Below are 21,348 nucleotides of genomic sequence, written 5' to 3' on the forward strand. Positions count from 1 at the left end.
CGGTGACCGCTCAGACGCAAGGGCGAACGTCATTCGTCGGTGCCGGCTCGACGCAAGGGCGAACGTCACTCGTCGGTGCCGGCTCGAACGCCGTCATTCGTCGGTGCCGGCTCGGACGCAAGAGCGAACGTCATTCGTCGGTGCCGGCTCGGACGCCGTCATTCGTCGTCGGCTCGGACGCCGAGTCGAAACGTCATTCGTTGTCGGCGACGGCGCGGACGCGGAGGAGACCGGCTCCGCTTCGCATCTGTGCTTGGCAAGCGAGGCGCTGGGCAGGCGGAGCCACCGCGAACACGTCGAGCACGTCGAGCTCTTCGTCCTCGGCATCGAGGAGAAGCTCGTGCCCCTCGAGCACGTGAATGCGGCACGTTCCGCAGTTGGCGCTACGGCACGAGAAGGGGACGGGGGCGTCGATCAAATCGCACAAATCGGCGAGGGCGCCGCCGTTCGGAGCTTCGGTGCGAACGGGGGCGCTGCTGTTGTCGGGGGACTCGAAAATGACGGTAGGCATGGCAGGAGGGCGGAAGCTTACGCTTTTTGCAGCATGAGCGCATGTTCGCCGCGCGGACGCTCCGAAAATGCCCGCGCCGTCGGCCCATGAAAATGCGGCCTTCGCTGGGTGGCGCGCGCGAGCGGCACCAGTTTCGTGTGCTCGGCGGCGCGCGCGACCAAGTCGTCCGCGCGCAGCGCGTGTGCGCCCACCGCGGAGTCCGCGATGAGCATCACCAGCGGCGCGCGCGCCTTGAGCACCCTCCCCGCCGCGCGAAGGAACGTGACCAGCTCGCCGATCCACGCTTGCTCGGCCGCCTCCGGGCGCATCTTCGCGTAGCGCCTGCGCGCCCCGAGCTCGCCCTGCTCGAGGCTGCGCGCATCGAGCCCGAGCCACCGCAGACGCACCGCATGGTGCGCCAGGTAATCGTATGTGGCGGCGTAGGGCGGTGAGGTGATGATGGCATCGATGCTCGCGCCCTCCACCGTGGTGAGCTTGGTCGCGTCGTCGATTGCGATGTGCGCGCGCAAAAGGCGGCCCCGCGGGAGGCGTTCGCCGTAGTCGCCGAGGCGGGCCACCAGCTCCTCCGTCTTGCGGAAAAAGAGCTTCGACGTGTAGCCGGCGGCGATCCGGCGCGGGGCGGCGTCCTCCGAGGTGTCGCTCTTCTTGAGGCTCACCTTGACGAACAGGGACGAGAGCACGAGGTATAGCGCGTCTTTCACGGTGGCGTCCGAGACGGCCTCGATCCCGCTGCGCAGGCTGTCCAGCTCGAGCAGCACGTGCGGCGGAAACATCGCCACGTCCTGATCCGAGAGCCTGCGCGTGGCCCCCGCGCGCGCGAGCCGCCGCTCGTCGGCTCGGGCCCTGACGTTCTTGGCCGCTTCGAGGATCCGCTCCGCGTCGCCCGCGCCGAGCGGCGTGATCTTGCGCCGGGCGAGCTTCACGGCCAGCGGGTTCAAATCGGTGCCGGCCGCCTCGCGCCCCAGAAGCCGCGCCTCGACGAGCACCGTCCCCGATCCGCAGAAGGGATCGAGCACCCGCCCGCCAGGCGGAACGAGCTTCTGCACCAGGCGCGAGGCCGTGATCGGGTGCATCCGCGCCGGGTACGCGTGAAAGCCGTGCACGTGCAGGCGCGAAGGATCGTCGGTGCCCTCGAGCTTGCCCTCGTGGCTCGGCACGTCGAGCGCGGCGGCGAGCAGCGCAGAGGCTTCGCGATCGCCGCCCGTCTCGATGTTACCGCCGACGTGCGTCAGTGCCCGGCGGATGCGCGGCATCGGCATCGGCTTCCTCGCTTTCTAGAATGGCGCGTTCCATGGCTTCTTCCTGGGGATCACCTTCGATGCGCGTCCCGGAGACCTCCTCGGCGGCCGGAGGCTGCGATGTCATGTCCCCCGACGTGTACACGAGCTCGGCGTCCTTCACCACGATGCGCGCGCGGTTGTCGACGGCGAGAAACGACATCATCCGCTCGACGTCCTCCACGCTGGTGTGCATGGCGCGCGCGATCTGCTCCCCCGTCACCTCGCCTTGGTCGGTGCCGGCGCGCGCCCGCAGGAGCCCCTCGGCCACCGTCTCCCAAGCCTCGAAGACGGCCTCCTTGGCCTCGGTGTCGCGGCGCTTGGCGCTGCGCACATAGGTGATGCCGAAGACCAGCGCCACCACCGCCGCCAGCACCATGAACAAGGCCACCGCCCCCGCCACCGTGGCCAGCGCGGCGCCGAGGGCCGCGAGCATGGTCCCCGTGAGCGAGAGCCCGATGCCGAAGGCGCGGTGCGCGAACGCCATTTTCTTGGCGTGTCCGGCGCGAAGCAGCTGCTCGCGTTCACGCTCGGAGTGGGCGGCCGCGTCCTCCACCGGTACGCGCGGCCCGCCGCACACGGCGCAGACCCAACGCAGCACCACGTCCGACTCCATCCGCGCCTGCGCCCCGCAATGGGGGCAGGGGACGTGCTTCATGATTTCTGCCGTCGCCTGGGCGCCTACGTCGACCATCGGCGCCAACGTAGCAGGATGTCGCGCCGAAGGTCCGCCGCTCGCGCCGACGGGCCGCGCATTGCGACCGGATCAAGGATGCACAATCGTGGTGCCGTGAGGCGGGACGAACTTGAACTGCTCGGCGGTGACGGGCTCGTTCACCCGCGGATTTTCGAAATCGAACTTGTTTCGATTCCCTTGGCCATCGAGCACCATGACCCGGCGAACTTGGGACGTGGCCGCGTCGACATAGAAAAATACCTTGGTGTACGCGGCCTGCGGCTGCTTCGGGACGCCGATCAGGACGTACCCTCCGGGGAACGCCATTTTCTCGCCGCCGGCGATCTCGAAGTTGAAATGATCGGTCAGCTTGCCCTGGCCCGTCAAAAACGAGAGCGCGGCGGAGTACTGCGCCTTGTCCACCGGCTGCTCGTACATCTGCTTGTTGGCCCCCTCGTAGACGCGGAGGATGCTGCCGTCGGAGACGATCCGCTGGTCCTTCGGCTCGTCGTACACCCAGTCCATCTTGCCGGGCTTCGCAAAGGTGACCTTGCCGCGCGAGCTCTTACGCTGGTTGTACGCCTTGACGAAGTACTCCTGGTTGAAGTTCGCCTTGAACGACGTGGTCTTCTCGTAGAAGCCCTGCACCTTGCCCACCGCTTGGTCCACCGACGGAACGGCGGCCGCGGGCGGCGTGGGCTGCGCGGCGGCGGCCACGGGCTGGGCCGGCTGGCCCGCGGGTTGCGCGTGGCTCACGGCGGTGAAGCCGGAAAGAGCTGCGAGGATCGTGGCGAGCGCGAGGTGGTGAAGGTGACGCATTCGAGGACGAGCTCCGATTTCAGCGGTTGGACGGCGCAACATGGTAGTCGATTCACCTGCGCAAGGTGAGGCCCGCGGCGGCAGCGGTCGCCAGCGGCGTGTTCTGCAGGTGCGTGACGGCCAGGGCCAGCGCATCGGCTGCGTCGCTCGGCGGCGCCTCCGGGAGCGATAAAATGGCTCGGATCATCTGGGCGACTTGCACCTTGTCGGCCGCGCCGCGCCCGGTGACCGTCCGCTTGACGCGCGCAGGCGCATACTCCGCGATGTCGAGCCCTGCGCGCGCGCACACGAGCAGCGCCACCCCGCGCGCATGACCGAGCTTGGCGGCGGCCTGCGCGTCCTTGTGAAAGAAGAGCGACTCGACGCTCGCCTGGCCCACGGCTTGGTTCTGCACGATGCGATCGAGCTCGCGCTCGATCGTCACCAGCCGCTCCGCCAGCGGCACGTCGTCGCCTGCCGCGATCACCCCGTGCGCCACGTGCACGAGCCGCGAGCCTTTGCGCGAAACGATGCCCCAGCCCATCCGGCGCGTGCCGGGATCGATACCGAGCACCGTCTGCGCATGGCGCGCCACGATGGCGGTGGGCTGGCGCTCTCGAATTTCATCGGCGCCCGCGGCGGGTGACCTCGGTGCTGCCAGCCGCGACGCGGCCGCCGTGGCCCTCGGCATCGCTGTGCCGGCCGAGGTGCGCGATCGCGCCGTGGCTGCGGGGACGGCGGGATCGCGCTTGGTCATGGAACGAGGAAGGCCGCCGCTCACGCGTTGGCGATGCGCGCCATCTCCTCGTCGGAGACGTCGAAATCGGCGTAGACGTTCTGCACGTCGTCGTGGTCGTCGAGCGCCTCGGCGAGGTTGATCGCCACCTCGGCGTCGCGGCCCTCGATGGGCTTCTTCGTCTTGGGCACGTACGCGATCGACGAGCCTTTGACGGTGATCTTCGCCTTTTCGAGCGTCTCGAGGATGCCGTGCAGACCGTCGGGGGCCGTGGTCACCTGCCACTCTTCGCCTTGGTCCGCGTAGTCTTCGGCGCCGGCGCCGATGGCGACGTCCATCAGCTGGTCCTCGTTGGCGTCCGGCTTGGCGATTTGAATCACGCCCTTGCGATCGAACGCCCAGCCCGCGGTGCCTCCGCCCCCGAGAACGCCGTTGTTCTTCTCGAAGATTTTGCGGATTTCGGCCACCGTTCGGTTGCGGTTGTCCGTCATGCCCTCGACGAGGAACAAGGTGCCGCCGGGGCCCGTTCCCTCGTAGAGCACCTCTTCGTAGGCCGCGCCCTCGATCTCACCCGTGCCGCGCTTGACCGCGCGGTTGATGGTGTCGTTGGGCATCGACTGACCTTTTGCGTCGGCGATGGCTTTTCGCAGGCGGGGATTGCCCCCGGGATCACCGCCGCCCATTCGGGCCGCGACGGTGAGCTCCTTAATGAGCTTCGTGAAAAGCTTGCCACGCTTGGCGTCGAGTGCGCCCTTCTTGTGCTTGATGGTGGCCCACTTGGAATGGCCGCTCATGATGTCCTCTTTCTTTGCACCACCCTACAAGACCAGGGCGCTAAGGCGCAATCCGCGTGCTCGTGAGAAACGCGTCGTCCGTGCGGTGGGCATTGTTCACGAACGCGGCGTATTGGCTTTTGGAAATGGTCGAGGTCGCGATGGAAAGGACGAAATCGTCGTCCAGAACCTGATCGGCAACTTCCACGCGACGCTGCGCGTCGAGGGGGCCCGTCTTTAGCGCAAATGGGGCCGGTTTGGACACCACTTTGGCTCCTTTCGGCAGCTCGATGCGGACGTGCGCGTGGTACTGAATCGCCCGGTTGATGGCCAGTGCGTCCTCCCGCGCGCCCACGCTGGCATAAGCCGAACCGAGCGTGGTGACGAACGCGCGCGGAAAAACCACGTGAATCGGCGCGATGCCCGGCAGCACCCATGTGCGCGGGCGGCTGCCTTCGAGCTGCGCATAGCCGCCCACGGTGATGTCCGCGCGGAGCGCGACCTGCCAGCTGCCCTCCGTCGACGCCAGCGCGACCTCTTCGACATTGGCAAACGGCACCCACGCCAGCACCACGTTGCGCAAGGCGCGCTGCCGCTCGACGCCGACCACGCGCACCAGCGCCTCCGCGAGATCTTGCGCGGCGCGCCCGCGAAGGGTGGCTTGGAAGGTCCCTTTGGCGTTGCCTTTGTCGTCGAGCGCCAGCCGGAGATCGACCTCGTCGCGCTCTCCGTCGCCCGAGGTGACCTCGGCCGCGATGGGCGCGATCTTCCCGTCCTCGTCGAGGAGCATGCGGCCGCGCAGCTCGGGGGAGATGCGGCCGGCGGGCAGGGGAGGGCCGGGGACGTCGGCGTCGATCCAGATGGACTCGAAGCCTCCTTTTCCATCGGGCACGCGCGCGACGGCCAGCGGGTGCGTGAAGCGCCCGAACTCCGGGGGGAAGTTGGGATCGGTGCTGTACGGCTCCTCCTCGGCGATGGCCACGCGCGCCGTAACGCCGAGCTCGCGCAGGGCGCGCACGATGAGCCATGTGCGGCTCCCTTCGTGCTCGGTGAGGATGGTGCGCGCGGTGTTCGATTGCGCGCCTTGCGTGCCGCCGATGCCGAGATCACTGAGCACGCCTTGCGACGCCTCGCGCACCGTGGTCCCCGCGGCGGAGACCACCGCCTCCACCAGCGCGCGCGACGGGGGCTTTCCCTTGGACGCCTCGCGCGCCCACGCGGCCACCTCCGGATCGTGCTCGTCGAACGAGGCGAGCGTTTCGCGCAGCGCGCGGGCGACCTCGCCCCACGAGGTGGTCGAGAGGCTGATGCCCACGCTCCGATCCATCTTCGGCGTGCCGTCCTCCAGGCGCCGCACGCTGCGGTCTTTCATCGTCCAGCGCAGGACCTTGGTGTCCTTGGGGGCCTTCTCGTCGCCCGGGTTCTTTTTGCCTTCGGCGCTCTCTTTCGGCTTCCCCAGGAGCGGATGGCTCCAAAGGGCCACCTTGAGCGCCTTGGGCAGGCGGATCTCGATGGAGGCGTTGGCCACCGCGGTGCGGTCGGGGAGCAAGTCCGGCGTGTCGATGCCGATGTCGCCCGTCTCGCCCGGCAGCGCCCAGCCTTCGTAGATGGCCTCCACCGCGTCGCCCTGCTCGAGCTGCGCCAGATCGGCGTGGCTTTGTGCGGCGTTGGGGGTGCGGTCGGGCTCGAGGATGCGGCCGTCCTTCTTGAAGATGCGCCGGCGCAAGATGCGGCCCGCGATTTTGCCTTGGATGGCCGCGGCGGTGGCTTGGGCGTTCGACTCCACGTCGGTGGTGCCGCTCACCCGGCGAACGTCGAGCATGCGGTAGTGCACCAGGCCGCCGGCGTCGACGTCGTAGCGCTCGTCGTGCGCGAGGATCACGGTGGCCGCGTTGGCCATGATGGGCTGCGCGCGATCGGCGGCCGTGACCCGCTCCGCCACGCCGGCAAAGGGCGCGAAGGGATCCTCGCCGGCCGCGAGCAGGAGCGCCGCGACGCCGTAGGGAGCGTCGCGGGCCTCGGGCGCCGCCGCGAGCAGCTCGCGCACCAAGGTGCGATCGAGCGCCAAGGTGGGGATCGGCCACGAGCCGGTGCGGAAGGAGCCCTCGAGGGCCTTGGTGCTCGCCAGCGCGGTGAGCGTGCGCTCGCCCGGGAGCATGGCGCGGTAGGCGGCGACGGCGGCGCCGCGGTCCCCGGCGATGAGCGCATCATGCAAGGAAAGGCCGAGGTACAGATCCGAGCCGCCCAGCACCCGGCGCAGGCGCTCGAGCTCCAGGGCGGCCTTGGGCGAATCGCCCACGGCGTGCGCCGCGTTGTAGCAGGCGAGGCTCCGGCGATCGTTCGGCGCCGTGTCGGAGCAGTCGAAGCGCACGCGATCGACGGGCCCTCGCTCCACGGCGATGCGCCGCGCCTCGTGCAGCAGCGACGTCCCCTCGAGGGGGCGCGAGGCGCGCGCGAGGGCTTCGCGGGCGCGATCGAAGAGGGCGTCGCGCGCGCTCTGGGCGGCGTCGAAGGCGTCGGCGATGGCCGCGCCGGACGCGTTCAGCTTGGCGCGGTGCGCGTCGAGATCGCGCAGCGTCTCCATGCGCGCCTCGCCCTCGCCGCGCCGGACGCCTGCGAGCACGGCGTGCGCGAGCACCGCTTCCCATGCGCCGGGCCACGCTTCGAGCACGCGCTCGTAGGCGGCGCGCGCCCGCTCGGCGCGGTGGATCGGCGGAAGATCGAGGGCCGTCTCCACCGCGCGGCCGTACACCAGGAGCACCTCCGGGGCGCTCTTGGGCGCCCGCGCATCGGCGCTCAGCACCCGCTCCGCGGTGCGGCCATCGCCCGCGCCCAGCGCGCCCAGGGCCAAGGCGACCTTCTCATCGGCCGTCGTGGCCTTGGGGTACACCATGGCTTGCGCCTCGGTGGCCTTCGCCGAGCCCCGCTCGCCCGCGCGCGGCGCATGGGTGGCGAGCGGCGCGCCCGCCGAGTCCCAGGCGCCGATTTCAATCGACTCGTTGTCCTGCGTGGTCCCCACGCGGGCCACCACGCGCACGGTTCCGCGCTCCACCTTGACCTTGGCCATGCGAAGCACGCCCGCATCGCCCAGCTCGTACGGCCGCTCGATCACCAGCTTGCCGCCGACCCGCAAGGTCGCCGCCCCCGACGCGCGCAGCGCCACGCCGATGTATCCGGCGCTGGGGACCTTGAGATCGACCACCACGTCCCGCACGCCGCGGTCGTTGCCCGGCGCCGAGAGGTCGATGCCGCAACCCCGCCCGCGCACGGCGATGGGCACGGGCGGGCGCGCGAAGGGACCCACGGGCTCGTACTGCGCGGCCAGCAGCGCGTCGAACGCCTCGAGGGGATCGTTCTCCTTTACGCCCGTGACCGACGCCCACGCCAGGGGCCCGACGACGGTCGCCTCGCGCACGCACCCGGAGCGGGCGCGCCAGCGCTCGGCCGACTCCCAATCGCCGCGGTGCTCCGCCAGCTCCTGCAGCGCCTCGGCGATGCGCGCTTTGGCGAAGGGGCCCTCGAGCTTCTCGTAGAGGCGCGGCAGCCGTTCGGCCACCGGCTCCTTGCCCTCGCCGGACCTCCACAGCGCGGCGTCCTTGGTGCGGTACACCAGCGCCGCGTCCTCGGACACGTCGCTCAGCCCGGAGACGGAGCGTCCGACGAGCGCGTCCAGCGACGCTTGCAGCACCACCAGGTGCCACGGATCGTCCGGCGCCGGCAGCGACTCGAGCACGTCCAGCTGCATCTGCTTGGCGCGGCTCGGATCGCCCTGCGCCTCCTCGCGCGTGGCCGCGATCAACTTGCCGACCGCGCCACCGGGGCGCGCGGGCGCGTGGACCAAAGGCTTCTCGCCCGCGCACGCCGCGGCCGTGACCACCACGGCGAGCGCGAAGGTGGTGCGAAGTAGCGAGGCGCTCACTTGGCCACCGCCTTCGCGTCGGACGCCGCGGGTGCCGGCGCGCTGCCCGCACGCCGGCTGGGCTCGGCGAGGCGCAGGCTCTTGTGCATCAGCGCGTCGGTCTGCTGCAGGAACGTGCGCCAGGCCGCGTACTGGTCCACCGGGATCTGGCTCTTGTCGAAGATCACCTGGCGCCGCACGATCACGGCGCGCGGATCGCGCGGATCCTTGCTCATCTCGAGCGAGGCGCTCCCGAAGTCGCCGCCGCTCACTTTGCCGCCGGGCGGCAGCTCACCCCAGGAGAACCCCGGCGGGGCGACGATGCGAATGGTGCGCCGCTGCCGGCTGGGCGCCAGGCTTGCCGGGAGCGCGACGGGGAGGGTGCGCTTGACCAGCGGCGCCAGGCTCGAGGAGAGGGTCATGCTGGGCGCGAGCGGCAGCACCAGCTCGTTCGGCTCGTGCCGCGCAAGGCCGTCCGAGTGCGCGCTGTACTTGACCCACGCTTGCCCATTCGCGAGCTCGCCGTCGAACTCCACTTTGTTGTCGACCTGCACGGTGGGGAACCACCCTCCGACCAAGTTGTTTTCCACGTACTGCGTGCGCGCGTCGGCCTGCGTCAGGTAGGTGCGCAGCCAGAACGCCCCGTCGCCGATGTGCTTCTCTTCGCCCACCAGATCGCCCGAGCCGTCGGGGTGCAAGGTGATGTTCCACGTGACGTCGGCGCCGTGATCGTCGGGCGAGCTCGCGGGCAGCTCCACGATCTCCGCCGGCCCGCTGTCCATGCGCAGCGCCACCGCGCGCGCATCCATGGCGGGGATGGGCCCCAGGCGCGACTGCGGGCTGGTGGCGTCGAGGTACCTTCCGCCGCCGGGCCCGGGAAGAAACGCGATGCCGTGATCGAACATGGGCACGGCGGCGTTCTTGGCGCGCACCACCGAGGGCTGGCCGGTCTGGCGCGTCTGCACCATCACCTCTTGCGCCTCGATGCCCACGGATTTGAGCAAGGTGATGAGCAGGATGGCCTTGTCGTCGCAGTCGCCCTCGCGGCGGGCGAGCAGCTGCTGCGGGCGGTTCGGCAGCCACCACTCGCCGCTCACGTAGTTCACGTAGCGGATGTCGTCGGCCACGAAGTCGAACAGCGCCTTCAGCTTGGCCTCGCGCGAGGTCTTTCCTTTGGTCAGCTCCGCGGCGATGCGCCGCACCTCGTCGTCGGGCTCCGTGAAGCCGCGCACGGCCTCGCGGTACCACGTCCGAAAGGCGTCCCAATCCTTGAACGACGAGCCGACCACCAAGGGGACGATCTCGCTCAACGCCGGGGCGAGCGGCTCCTCCGGCACCACGATGGGCTTGTCCCAGACGAGGCGCGTGATGTGCCGTCCGTTCTCGTCGCGCTCCTCGCGGCGGCCGGCCCACGAGCGATCGCGCTGGCCGCGGAGCCACGCGGGCTGCACCACGTCGAGGTAGATGGGGTGCTCTTTGGTCGTGTCGACGACCACCTCGTTGTACGCCAGCGGGTGCGTCGAGGGCGCGCCGGAGTAGTCGAGAAAATAAAACGGCGCATCGCCGCGGCCGCCCACGGGCTGGCTCGTCCACGTGCGGATCGCCACCTCGACGACGTCGCCCGGCCCGAGCTCCGGCCAGCGAATGCGCGGGCGCGTGCCCTCGTTGTGCTCCTCCACCGGGAACGCGGTGCCGCCGTCCTTGCGGTGCACGCGCGCGCGCAGGATCTCCGTGAGATCGCCCTCGGCCGGGAGATCTTCGAACAGCTCGTCCTGCGTGCGCGGGGCGATGACCACCTCGCGGCCGTACTGAATGAGCTGCGAGATGCGCTTGTCGGCGCGGGTCACCACGGCGCGCAGCCAATACAGCTGGCGATCGGCCACGTCGGGCGCCGTCCCCGACTTGGGCACGCCTTGCCTGCGCGCCAGGATCGTCTGCGAGGGCACCAGGTAACGCTCGTCGCTCGCGGCGCCTTTCTCGTCTCGCTCGCCCTTGCTCCCGAGCGCCAGCTGCGCGCGGTACCGCGCCTCTCCCGGCGCGAGCGCCCGCGCGCGCTCGAGGGCTTTGGCGACCGCCGCGCTGCGTAGGTCGGGCCGATCGGCCTTCATGGTCGCGAGCTCGTCGGCGAGGCCGCCCCACGCGTCCGCGCGATTGGGCGTCCACTCCACCAGCTGCGCAAAGAGCTTGCGCGCGGCGTCGTGCTCGCCCATGCGCGAGACGGTGCGCGCGATGCTCACGCCGTCGTCCGGATCGTCGAGGCCGCGCGCGAAGGTGGCTTGCGCAGCGGCGACGCCGGCGGCGTTTCCGCGCAAGCTCTCGGCGTGCAGGTACGCTTGTCCGACATAGCCGCGCTTGGCCAAGAGCGCCGCGGTGCGGGCGGCGCGCGCGGCATCGGGGCCGCTGGTGAGCCCCAGGAGCTTGACCAAGAGCGCCGTGGGGACCCTGTCCGGATCGCGATCGGCCGCCTTTTTCATCTCGACCATGGCCGCGATCCGCAAGGTCTCGGAGCCCAGCGCGTCGTAGGTCTCGGCCCGCAAAAGCACCGACTCGGGGTCCGCCGTATCGATGAGCTTCGCCCCGCGCAAGGAGGCCATCGCCCAATCGGCCATGCGCGTCCGCAGGTGCTCGGCGACCCTCCGTCGCTCCACGAAGGCGCGGGTCTCCTCGTCCTTGCTCGCCTCCGCGCGCTCCAGGGCGCGCTGCAACCACCCGCTTCGATTCGATCCCGAGGGCGCGATCCACGCGGCCAGCGCCAGCCGATCGGCGTCGAGCTTGGGCGAGCGCGTGATCGCATCGAGCAGGCCCGGTGCGCGCGGGCTCTTCGCGTCGTCCGCGCCGCCGAGGGTGCGCGCGACCGTGGCGTCGAGCATCGCGTCGATGTCGGCGAGATTGCTCCCCGCCACCCCAACTTTTCCTCGGAGGGGGAGGGAGCTCAACGTTCGCGTCAGCGGCGTATCGACTTTGCTCCTGGAAGCGGGAGCCGCCTTGCCCGCAGCACCCGCAGCTGCTGCCGGCGCCGCTGTTTCAGGCACATCCCGCAAATCCCCGCTCGCCTCGAGCACGAGCGGCGCGCCCGACTCCCGCGTCACGCGCAGCCGTACCCGCCCCTCGTCCTCCAGCGCCCCCGTGCACACCTTGGCGGCCACGAGGTGCGCGCCCGCCGCCGGCTGCACCCGCGCCGCCACCCGATCGAACACGGCCGCGCCATGCACGTCTTCGCTGCGTGCGACCTCGACGCCGTCGAACATCAACCGCACTTGCCCGGTCGCGGCCACCCGCACCACCATCGGCTCCGCCTTGGCGACGCGTACCTTGGAGGCCACCCAGGTGCAGCTCTCCTTGCGCGGGTGCACGAACAGATCGAGCGGCACCCCCGCCGCCGTCGCATACGACGCAGGAACGGTGCGCCAGCGCACCTCGAACGCGCCCCACGAATATTCCTGCTTCGACTCCCCGAACGAACGGCGCGGCCCCTCGGGCCCATCGTGCGCATCGAGCCCCCCGCCCGTATCGCGGAAGGGACCCAGGATGGAAAGGTCCGTCAAAATCCCCAGCGCGCGATCGGCCCGGATGCCCGCCTCGGTGCCCTCGTCGGCCGCGAGCCTTCGCGCCAGCACCGAAGCCTCGCCCCGCAGCTCCTCGGAGAGCGGGCTTGGTGTCCCGGGCGTCCCGAGGCCGGCGAGCAAGCCGCGCACATGCCCGTAGCTGGCGCGCTCCGACAGCTTCAACAAGAGCGCCATGGCGGCGACCGCTTCGCGCTCCACGGCAGGCCCTTTGGCCGCGAGGACCCGCGCTACGGCTTGGCTTGCCATCGGATCGGGGGTCGCGGCCGTCCAGCGCGTGCTTGCGGCCGCGGGCGCGGGCGGGACGATGCTCGTCGCGGTATTTTCGACGGGGCCGGGTGCCGGCGCGGAGTCGGGGGCCGGGAAGGCTGCCGCGGCGGACAAAAGCGTTCCCAGGAAAAACGCCAACGGCGTGAAAACGTGTCCGGATCTCGATCGCGAAAAAAGCATCTTCCCTCGGATTGACTTTGCACCCTAATCCATCGTCGGTCCTAGAAGGGCCCTTGAGCGGACGATATCCGCATGCTACGCGCTCGGCCCATCCCGAGCTCACGATCCATCCATCCAAATCCTTCGAGGGAACGTCCATGTCGTCTGATTCTGCCTCCTCCCACTCGATCGGCGCACCCCCCTCTCACGGTGAACCCATCACCATGGGGGCTGATCACAAGCTCATCGTCCCCAACAACCCGATTATTCCGTTCATCGAAGGCGACGGAACCGGCCGCGATATCTGGCGCGCCTCGGTGCGCGTGTTGGATGCTGCCGTCGAGAAGGCTTACGACAAAAAGCGCAAAATCGCGTGGTACGAGGTTTATGCCGGTGAGAAGGCCTTCACCAAGTTCAACACCTGGCTCCCCGCGGGCACGGTCGAGGCGTTCCGCCAGTACCTGGTCGGCATCAAGGGGCCGCTGACCACCCCCATCGGCGGAGGCATCCGCTCGCTCAACGTCGAGCTCCGCCAGCTCTTGGACCTGTACGTGTGCCTGCGTCCGGTGCGCTGGTTCAAGGGGGTCCCCAGCCCGGTCAAGCAGCCCGGATCGGTCGACATGGTGATCTTCCGCGAGAACACCGAGGACATCTACGCGGGCATCGAGTTCGAGGCCGAGAGCGAGCAGGCGAAGAAGGTCCTCGCCTTCCTCGAGAAGGAGTTCCCCGCGAGCTACAAGAAAGTGCGCTTCCCGGGCACCGCCGGCGTGGGCTTCAAGCCCGTGAGCCGCGAGGGCTCCGAGCGCCTCGCGCGCGCGGCCATCGAGTATGCCATCACGAACGGCCGAAAGAGCGTCACCTTCGTGCACAAGGGCAACATCATGAAGTTCACCGAGGGGGCCTTCATGAAGTGGGGCTATGCCCTCGCCGATCGCGAGTTCGGCGACAAAGTCTACACCTGGGCCACCTGGGAGAAGACCAAGGAAGCCAAGGGCGAGGACGCGGCCAACGCCGAGCAGAAGGCGGCGCTCGCGGCCGGCAAGGTCCTGGTCAAGGACGCCATCGCCGACATCACCCTTCAGCAGGTCCTCACCCGCCCCAAGGAGTTCGACGTCATCGCCACGTTGAACCTCAACGGCGACTACCTCTCCGACGCGCTGGCCGCGCAGGTCGGCGGCATCGGCATCGCGCCCGGCGGCAACATCAACTACGTGAGCGGCCACGCCATCTTCGAGGCCACCCACGGCACCGCCCCCAAGTACGCCGATCTCGACAAGGTGAACCCCGGCAGCGTCATCCTCTCCGGTGAAATGATGCTCCGCCACCTGGGCTGGACGGAGGCCGCCGATCTCGTCCTCAAGGGCATGGACGGCGCCATCGGCAGCCGCCGCGTGACCTACGATTTCGCCCGCCTCACGGAGGGCGCCACCGAAATCGCGTGCAGCGCCTTCGGCGACAACATCATCGAGCACATGTGACCCCCGCGCGCAAACGCGAGCGACACCAAAAGTAGAACGAGAAGCTAGAAGAAGACAGGAGAACGCAATGCCTACTCGCAAGAAAATCGGATTGATTGGCGCGGGAAACATCGGTGGTGAGCTCGCGCGCCTGGTGGCCAACAAGGAGCTCGGCGACGTCGTCCTGTTCGACATCGCGTCGAAGGAAAACTTCGCCAAGGGCAAGGCGCTCGACCTCGAGCAAAACGGCTCGGTGCTCGGCTACGACGCGAGCATCCGCGGCACCTCGAACTGGGACGATCTGCAGGGCGCCGACGTCCTGATCATCACGGCCGGCGTCCCGCGCAAGCCGGGCCAGAGCCGCGACGATCTGGTGGCCACCAACCTCCCGATCATCCGCGACGTGGCGAGCAACGCCAAGCGTGTCTGTCCGGATGCCTTCGTCATCGTCATCTCGAACCCGCTCGACGCGATGGTCTACGAGTACAAGCGCGTGGTCGGCGCCCCCAAGGAGAAGGTCGTGGGCATGGCCGGCGTCCTCGACTCCGCGCGCATGCAGCTGTTCTTGGCGCGTGAAGCGGGGGTCAGCGTCAAAGACGTGCGCACCACCGTGCTCGGCGGCCACGGCGACGACATGGTCCCCGTCCTCGGCTACTGCACCATCAACGGCATCCCCGTTGGCCAGGTGATCGCCAAGGAGAAGCTCGACGCCATCGTGGAGCGCACCCGCAAGGGCGGCGGCGAGATCGTCGGCCTCATGGGCACCAGCGCGTACTACGCGCCCGCCACGTCGGCCGTCGCCATGGCCGAGGCGTACCTCCTCGATCAGAAGCGCCTCTTGCCGTCGGCCGTCTACCTCGACGGCGAGTACGGGTACAAGGACATCTTCATGGGCGTCCCCGTCGTCATCGGCGGCAAGGGCGTGGAGAAGATCGTCCAGATCGACCTGACCGACGACGAGAAGACGATGCTCGCCAAGAGCGCCAAGAGCGTTCAGAGCGTGATCGACGTCGTCAAGAAGAGCGCGTAGCCCCGCTCTCTCCCGTCCGCGTACACGTGACACTCCGTCGGGTTGGAGTGTTGCGTGTACGGTAAGATTCGAGAACAACGTTTACGTCGGCGCCGGAGCCTCTTTCATGAAAATTCACGAGTACCAGGGGAAGCAGATTTTCCAAAAGTACGGGGTCCCCATCCCCAAGGGATATCCCGCGTTCACGGTGGAGGAGGCCGAGTCGGCGGCCAAGCGGCTCGCGGCCGAGACGGGATCGGGCGTCGTGGTGGTGAAGGCGCAGATCCACGCCGGAGGGCGAGGAAAGGGCGGCGGCGTGAAGGTCGCCAAGGGCGGCGCCGCCGAGGCGCGGCAGCTCGCCGAGAAGATCCTGGGCATGCAGCTCGTTACGCACCAGACGGGCCCCGAGGGCCAGAAGGTCCGGAGGCTCTACATCGAGCAGGGCCTCGACATCGACCGCGAGCTCTATCTGGGCGCGGTCATCGACCGCGATCGCCGGCGCATCGTCTTCATGGCGTCGACCGAGGGCGGCGTGGAGATCGAGAAGGTGGCCGCCGAGACGCCGGAGAAGATCCTCACGGTGCACGTGGACCCCACGGTGGGCCTGCAAGCCTTCCAAGCGCGCCAGCTGGCGTTCGGCCTGGGCCTCCTGAAGCACAAAAAAGACACGGTGAGCCAGTTCGTGAAGCTCATCTCGTCGCTCTACGAGGTGTTCGTCGAAGAGGACTGCACCCTGCTCGAGATCAACCCGCTGGTCGTCCTCAAGAACGGCGACATCGTGGCGCTCGACGCCAAGATCAACTTCGACGACAGCGCCGACTACCGCCACACGCCGGCGGCCGCGCAAGCCACCGGCCGCGCGAACTGGGACGAGCTGCGCGATCCCACGGAAGAAGATCCGGTGGAGCTCGAGGCCAAGCAGGCCGGTTTGAACTACGTGTCGCTCGACGGCAACGTCGGCTGCCTGGTGAACGGCGCGGGGCTGGCGATGGCCACCATGGACATCATCAAGCACTACGGCGAGAAGAGCGGCGTAGCCCCCGCGAACTTCCTCGACGTGGGCGGTGGCGCCACGCAGGAGCAGGTGACCAAGGCCTTCAAGATGATCCTCTCCAGCCCCAAGGTGAAGGCGATCTTCGTCAACATCTTCGGCGGCATCATGAAGTGCGACGTGATCGCGGCGGGCGTCGTGGCGGCGGCCAAGGATCTGGGGCTCAAGGTGCCCCTGGTGGTTCGCCTCGAGGGCACCAACGTCGAGCTCGGACGCAAGATCCTGAACGAGAGCGGCCTCGCCATCTCGGCGGCGAGCAACATGGCCGACGGCGCGCAGCAGATCGTCCGCGCCATCTCGGGTCAACGCTAAACACGCGGTTTCTTGGACAAGGCAAAGTAGGAGAATCTCGAAGATGAGCATCCTGGTCGGAAAAGAAACGCGCGTGCTCGTGCAGGGCATCACCGGTGGAGCGGGCTCGTTCCACGCGAAGCAGATGATCGAGTACGGCACCAACGTGGTCGCCGGATGTACCCCCACCCGCGGCGGCGAGAAGTTCGAAGCCAAGGACGCCTCCGGCAAGGCCGTGCAGGTCCCCGTATTCGACACCGTCAAAGAGGCCGTCACCGCCACCGGCGCCGACACGAGCTGCATCTTCGTGCCGCCCCCCGGCGCGGCCGACGCCATCGTCGAGGCGTTCGATGCAGGCTGCAAGCTGGTCGTCTGCATCACCGAAGGCATCCCCGCCATCGACATGATCAAGGTGCGCCGCTACCTCGAGGCGCTCCAAGCCGAGCGCGCGGCGGCCAACACGGCGGTGCCGCGCCTCATCGGCCCCAACTGCCCCGGCATCATCACGCCGGGCGCTTGCAAGATCGGCATCATGCCGGGCCACATCCACAAGGCCGGAAACATCGGCGTCGTCTCGCGCTCCGGCACCCTCACCTACGAGGCGGTGGGCCAGCTCACCGCGCTGGGCATCGGTCAATCGACGTGCATCGGCATCGGCGGCGATCCGGTGGCGGGCATGGACTTCGTCGACGCCCTCACCCTGTTCGAGGCCGATCCCGACACCCACGGCGTCATCCTCATCGGCGAAATCGGCGGCGGCGCCGAGGAGCGCGCGGCGGAGTTCATCAAGCAAAAGATGACCAAGCCGGTGGCCGGCTTCATCGCAGGCACCACGGCCCCTCCGGGCAAGCGCATGGGCCACGCGGGCGCCATCATCGCCGGCGGCAAAGGCACCGCCGCCGAGAAGATCCGCGCCCTGGAAGCTGCAGGCGCCAAGGTCGCGCCGACCCCCAGCGACATGGGCGTCACGTTGCAGTCGATGCTGAAGTAAGCCGAGCCCCCGAAAGCCATCGCAGCCGATCGCGCACGCGTCCTCGACGCGCGCCGGTCGGCTTTCGATTTTTGTCGCGCGCGATTCTCTGACAAATCGCCCCGCCTCGTTCCAAGAGGTACGGGCGGACGGCGGGCGCCGTTCGCACGAAAAAAGGAGCTCGCACGATGCGTTCCGTGGCCGGAAACCGTGCGGCGCAGGGCCTTTGCGTCCTCGCGACCGCCGTCGTCCTCTTGATGGCTGGGGCCCCCGGGTGCGGGGAAGAGAGCGGCGTCGGGGATCCCTGCCGGCCGGAGGTGGAGCTCGACCCCACGTCCAACGGCTTCTTGCTCGAGAGCGTCTTCACGGAGACCAAGAGCTACCAGTGCCGCACGCGCGTCTGCCTCGTGAACCATTTCCAGGGCCGGGTCAGCTGCCCCTACGGCCAAAACCGCGACGGCACGGGCCCGGGCGGTGGCTCCCCGTGCGTCCTCCCCGGCACGAGCGACGGCAAAGTCGTCGGCGGCTCCATCCCCGACATGGCGGCCGAGGTCAAACCCCAATGCGCCAGCCGCTCGCCCGACCAAGCCGTCTACTGCTCCTGCCGCTGCGCCAACAACGAAGGCCGCACCGACGACGGCGCCAACTACTGCACCTGCCCCGACGGCTTCTCCTGCGAACGAGTCGGCCCGAACTTCATCTCCAACGGCCCCAGAGAGCTCTCCGGCGCCTACTGCATCAAGTCCGGCACCCGCTTCGACGGCCAAGCGTGCACCGTCGCGTGCGATCCCAAGACGCACCCTTGCCCGTGATCGCGCGCCCGAAGGCCTAAACCCCCACCACCCGATTGCGCCCCGCCTGTTTCGCAGCATACAGCCGCTGGTCGGCCATGTTGAACAAGGTCAATTTATCGGCGCGCTGCGCGCAGCAGCGAAGCGACGCGACGCCGGCGCTCACGGTGACGTGGAGCAGGTGCTCCTCGAAGGGGATCATCGTGCTCGCGATGGAGTTGCGGAGGCGCTCGGCCACGAGCATCGCGTTGTGCACGGAGATGCCGCGCGCGACCACCACGAACTCTTCGCCGCCGTAGCGGGCGAGCAGGTCTTCCTGGCGGAGGCCGTGGGCCATCACTTGGGCGGTGGTGCGCAGTACGGCGTCGCCGGCGGAGTGTCCGTAGGTGTCGTTGATGCGCTTGAAGTGGTCCACGTCCAGCACGATGACCGACAGCTCGGTGGCGTGGCGGGCGGCGAAGGCGACCTCCACGTCCAGGCGGTCTTCGAAGTGCTTGCGGTTGTAGACGCGGGTGAGGCCGTCGTAGAGGGCGGCCTCGTACATGCGCTTCAGGGCGGCTTCCTCGTCCTCGTCGACGATGTTGAAGCGCAAAAGACAGTGCGGCCCCAGGCGGATGCGGTCGCCGTCTTTGAGGGTGACCGCCGAGTCCACGCGCACGTCGTTGACGTAGCTCCCGTTGGTCGAGCGGTTGTCGCCGAAGACGTACTCGCCGGCGACCATCACGATGCGCGCGTGGCTCCCGGAGACGCTCGCATCGTCGAAGCGCAACGTGCAGTCGTCGCCGCGGCCCATGGTGACGATTTCGTTGGGTGCGATGGCATGGACGCGCGCCGTTTGCGTTCCGGCCGCCGTGGTCAGAACCGCCTTGGAGCGGGTGCGCCGGAGGGACTCGGGCGCTTGGACGATCAATGTTGGAGAGCGCGACGACGTCCCATCGCGGTCACTCGGACCCGCCATGGGACAAGGATCGTTTCACTCTGGCGTTCTGTAAAGGCCTGTCTCGACCGAATGGCAAGTTTGGCGCCCGAGATCGCCTAGCCGCGATCGGCCAAAATCCGCATGGCCGCGTTGTGCCCGGATGCGCCAATCACCGAGCCGGCGGGGTGGCATCCCGCACTGCAGGAATAGAGCCCGGCGATGGGGGTCGCATAGGGGAGCCGGTCCGAGAACCCATACGAGTTGTCGATATGGTGGATGTGGCCGTACGTGATCCCGAAGTGCTCCTCGATCTTCTTCGGGTGCAGCGGGAACGTATCCACCACCAAATCCGAGGTCCCCGGGGCAAACCGGTCGCAAATGGACAAAAGGTGCGCGACATAGCGCTGCTCCTCGGCCTCCCAGGTGGTCCCCCGAAGCTCGCGCGGTACCCACTGCACGAAAAGGGCCGAGTTGTGGTGCCCTTGGGAGTCTTGCAAGGACGGATCGACGGTGGTGTGGATGTACCACTCGATGGTGGGAAACTCGATGAGCTTTCCCTCCTGAACCTCCTGGAAACCCCGGCGGATCGCCTCGATCACCCCGCCCCCATCGGAATGCGGCAAAAGGTGGATGGTCGCGCCATATTGGCCCCGGTCCTCCGGCAGACAGGTGAACGTGGGGAGCCCGCGCAGCGCCAGGTTCACCTTGAAGGTGGTCCCCGTCTTTTGGGCGTAGCCGTCGAGCCGCGCGTTGTAGTCGGCCGGGAGCGCCTCCCGTCCGATCAGATCGCGCATGCGGAACGGATCCGCGTTGCACACCACCACCTCGGCGCGAAGCTCGGTTCCGTCGCGCAGCACCACGCCCTTGGCCGTGCCGCCCTCCACGATCAATTGGGCAACCCCCGAGTTGACGTCGATGCGCGCGCCGTGTTTTCGCGCGGCATCGGCCAAGCGCGACGTAACGGTGCCCATGCCGCCGCGCACGATCATCCAGGTGCCGTCCGCCCCCGGAAGGCGGCACATGTTGTGGATGAGGAAGTTCATCCCCGTGCCGGGCGTATCCCAGGAGCCGGTCAGCCCCGAGAAGCCATCGGTGACCGCGTACATGGCCTGCACCAGCTCACTCTGGAACCCGAAGCGCCCCAGGTAATCGCGCACCGGCTTTCGGCATAAATCGATGAACGCCGTGCGCAGCTCCGGCCGCACATACCGCTCGGCGCTCTCCTCGATGGACACCGGCTCCTCGAGAAACGACGGGGCGATGTCGTCGCGGAGGGCGCCGAGCTCGCGCTGCATGGCCTCGTGCGCATTCCAATCGGCCTCCGAGAAGAACGCGCAGAATTGCTGCTTCGTCTCCGCCAGGTCGGAGCCGAAAAGCAGATAGCGCTTGTCCAACGTGGGTAGAAAGTAATGCGGATCGCGGCGGATGACCGGGATGTCGACCCCGAGCTTGCGAATCAACTCCGGCGGCATCAGCCCGAGCAGGTAAGCGCCCGTCGACATACCGAGCTTTGGCGCTTTCTTGAATGGATACTCGGTGCGTGCGGCGCCCCCGACCACCCCTTTATCCTCCACTACCCGCACGCGGAGCCCTCTCTGCGCAAGAAGAAGCGCAGCCACCAGCCCGTTGTGCCCGGCACCCACCACGATTGCGTCATACCGTTCGGACATGCCGGAATAGTACCGCTCTCTGCCTCCGGCGCCGAAGACATTGCACTTCGCAGGGCCATCTCGTAAAAGGCGCCCATGCCCGTCGAAAGAACCCTTTCCATCATCAAGCCCGACGCCGTCGAAAAGAACAATATCGGCAAAATCCTCGCTCACCTCGAAGAGGCGGGTTTCAAGATCGTCGCCCTGCGCCGCACCCACCTGTCGCGCGCCGAGGCCGAGGGTTTTTACGCCGTCCACAAGGCGCGCCCCTTCTTCGGCGAGCTGGTCGAGTTCATGACCCGCTCCCCCGTGGTCATCTCGGTCCTCGAGCGTGAAGACGCCGTGGACACGTACCGCAAGGTCATGGGCGCCACCGATCCGGCCAAGGCCGACGCCGGCACGCTCCGCAAGCTCTTTGGCTCCAGCGTGGGCGAGAACGCGGTCCACGGCTCCGACAGCCGCGAGAACGCCAAGATCGAGATCGCCTACTACTTCCCGGCGTCCGAAGTCGCGCCGTCCGTCTGACGCAAACCGTCTCTCGTACAGCTCT

Annotated in this window: 16 protein-coding genes; 6 read left to right on the forward strand and 10 right to left on the reverse strand. The window is 68.5% G+C overall.

Annotation, left to right across the window (positions count from 1 at the left end):
• Positions 1–193: 193 nt before the first annotated feature.
• The 8 genes from LZC94_08350 to LZC94_08385 all read right to left on the reverse strand — a co-directional run bounded on the left by LZC94_08350 (position 194) and on the right by LZC94_08385 (position 12,616).
• A complete protein-coding gene (locus LZC94_08350; GenBank protein WXB17280.1) occupies positions 194–511 on the reverse strand; it encodes a (2Fe-2S)-binding protein in 318 nt (105 codons plus the stop codon).
• A 17-nt stretch (positions 512–528) separates the two neighbouring features.
• Positions 529–1,770: a site-specific DNA-methyltransferase gene (locus LZC94_08355; protein WXB17281.1), complete on the reverse strand. Its 1,242-nt coding sequence runs from the start codon at positions 1,768–1,770 to the stop codon at positions 529–531.
• Complete coding sequence (locus LZC94_08360; protein ID WXB17282.1) at positions 1,724–2,482, reverse strand: hypothetical protein; 759 nt, start codon at positions 2,480–2,482, stop codon at positions 1,724–1,726. The genes LZC94_08355 and LZC94_08360 overlap by 47 nt, the downstream gene beginning before the upstream one ends.
• Before the next feature lie 72 nt (positions 2,483–2,554).
• Positions 2,555–3,283 (reverse strand): outer membrane lipoprotein carrier protein LolA, encoded by a 729-nt coding sequence (locus LZC94_08365; GenBank protein ID WXB17283.1) that lies wholly within the window; start codon positions 3,281–3,283, stop codon positions 2,555–2,557.
• Between the two features lie 52 nt (positions 3,284–3,335).
• Positions 3,336–4,019: a crossover junction endodeoxyribonuclease RuvC gene (gene ruvC, locus LZC94_08370; GenBank protein ID WXB17284.1), complete on the reverse strand. Its 684-nt coding sequence runs from the start codon at positions 4,017–4,019 to the stop codon at positions 3,336–3,338.
• A 20-nt stretch (positions 4,020–4,039) separates the two neighbouring features.
• Positions 4,040–4,792, reverse strand: a complete 753-nt coding sequence (locus LZC94_08375) for a YebC/PmpR family DNA-binding transcriptional regulator (protein ID WXB17285.1) — start codon at positions 4,790–4,792, stop codon at positions 4,040–4,042.
• A gap of 40 nt (positions 4,793–4,832) precedes the next feature.
• Complete coding sequence (locus LZC94_08380) at positions 4,833–8,690, reverse strand: hypothetical protein (protein WXB17286.1); 3,858 nt, start codon at positions 8,688–8,690, stop codon at positions 4,833–4,835.
• Positions 8,687–12,616, reverse strand: a complete 3,930-nt coding sequence (locus tag LZC94_08385; GenBank protein WXB17287.1) for a hypothetical protein — start codon at positions 12,614–12,616, stop codon at positions 8,687–8,689. The genes LZC94_08380 and LZC94_08385 overlap by 4 nt, the downstream gene beginning before the upstream one ends.
• A gap of 269 nt (positions 12,617–12,885) precedes the next feature.
• Here LZC94_08385 and icd point away from each other — a divergent pair, with 269 nt between their 5' ends.
• The 5 genes from icd to LZC94_08410 all read left to right on the forward strand — a co-directional run bounded on the left by icd (position 12,886) and on the right by LZC94_08410 (position 18,251).
• The gene (icd, locus tag LZC94_08390) at positions 12,886–14,139 is read left to right on the forward strand and encodes an NADP-dependent isocitrate dehydrogenase (GenBank protein WXB17288.1); all 1,254 of its coding nucleotides are present in this window, start codon (positions 12,886–12,888) and stop codon (positions 14,137–14,139) included.
• A gap of 67 nt (positions 14,140–14,206) precedes the next feature.
• Complete coding sequence (gene mdh, locus LZC94_08395) at positions 14,207–15,148, forward strand: malate dehydrogenase (protein ID WXB17289.1); 942 nt, start codon at positions 14,207–14,209, stop codon at positions 15,146–15,148.
• A gap of 106 nt (positions 15,149–15,254) precedes the next feature.
• Positions 15,255–16,490, forward strand: coding sequence for an ADP-forming succinate--CoA ligase subunit beta (gene sucC / locus LZC94_08400; GenBank protein ID WXB17290.1), 1,236 nt, complete (start codon positions 15,255–15,257; stop codon positions 16,488–16,490).
• A 43-nt stretch (positions 16,491–16,533) separates the two neighbouring features.
• Entirely contained in the window at positions 16,534–17,460 is a 927-nt protein-coding gene (sucD, locus tag LZC94_08405; GenBank protein ID WXB17291.1) for a succinate--CoA ligase subunit alpha, read from the forward strand.
• A 167-nt stretch (positions 17,461–17,627) separates the two neighbouring features.
• On the forward strand, positions 17,628–18,251 hold the full coding sequence (locus LZC94_08410) for a hypothetical protein (protein ID WXB17292.1): 624 nt from the start codon (positions 17,628–17,630) through the stop codon (positions 18,249–18,251).
• 16 nt (positions 18,252–18,267) lie between these two features.
• Here the strand turns inward: LZC94_08410 and LZC94_08415 are convergent, their stop codons facing one another.
• Both LZC94_08415 and LZC94_08420 read right to left on the reverse strand, forming a co-directional pair.
• A complete protein-coding gene (locus LZC94_08415) occupies positions 18,268–19,188 on the reverse strand; it encodes a diguanylate cyclase (GenBank protein WXB17293.1) in 921 nt (306 codons plus the stop codon).
• A 77-nt stretch (positions 19,189–19,265) separates the two neighbouring features.
• Positions 19,266–20,819 carry an NAD(P)/FAD-dependent oxidoreductase gene (locus LZC94_08420; protein WXB17294.1) on the reverse strand — a complete coding sequence of 518 codons (1,554 nt, stop codon included), beginning with the start codon at positions 20,817–20,819 and terminating at the stop codon, positions 19,266–19,268.
• A 75-nt stretch (positions 20,820–20,894) separates the two neighbouring features.
• Between LZC94_08420 and ndk the strand changes: the two genes are divergently transcribed.
• Positions 20,895–21,323, forward strand: a complete 429-nt coding sequence (gene ndk, locus LZC94_08425) for a nucleoside-diphosphate kinase (protein WXB17295.1) — start codon at positions 20,895–20,897, stop codon at positions 21,321–21,323.
• Positions 21,324–21,348 lie beyond the last annotated feature (25 nt).

Source organism: Sorangiineae bacterium MSr11954 (assembly GCA_037157815.1).
In the GTDB taxonomy this organism is placed as follows: Bacteria; Myxococcota_A; Polyangia; order Polyangiales; family Polyangiaceae; genus Pendulispora; species Pendulispora albinea.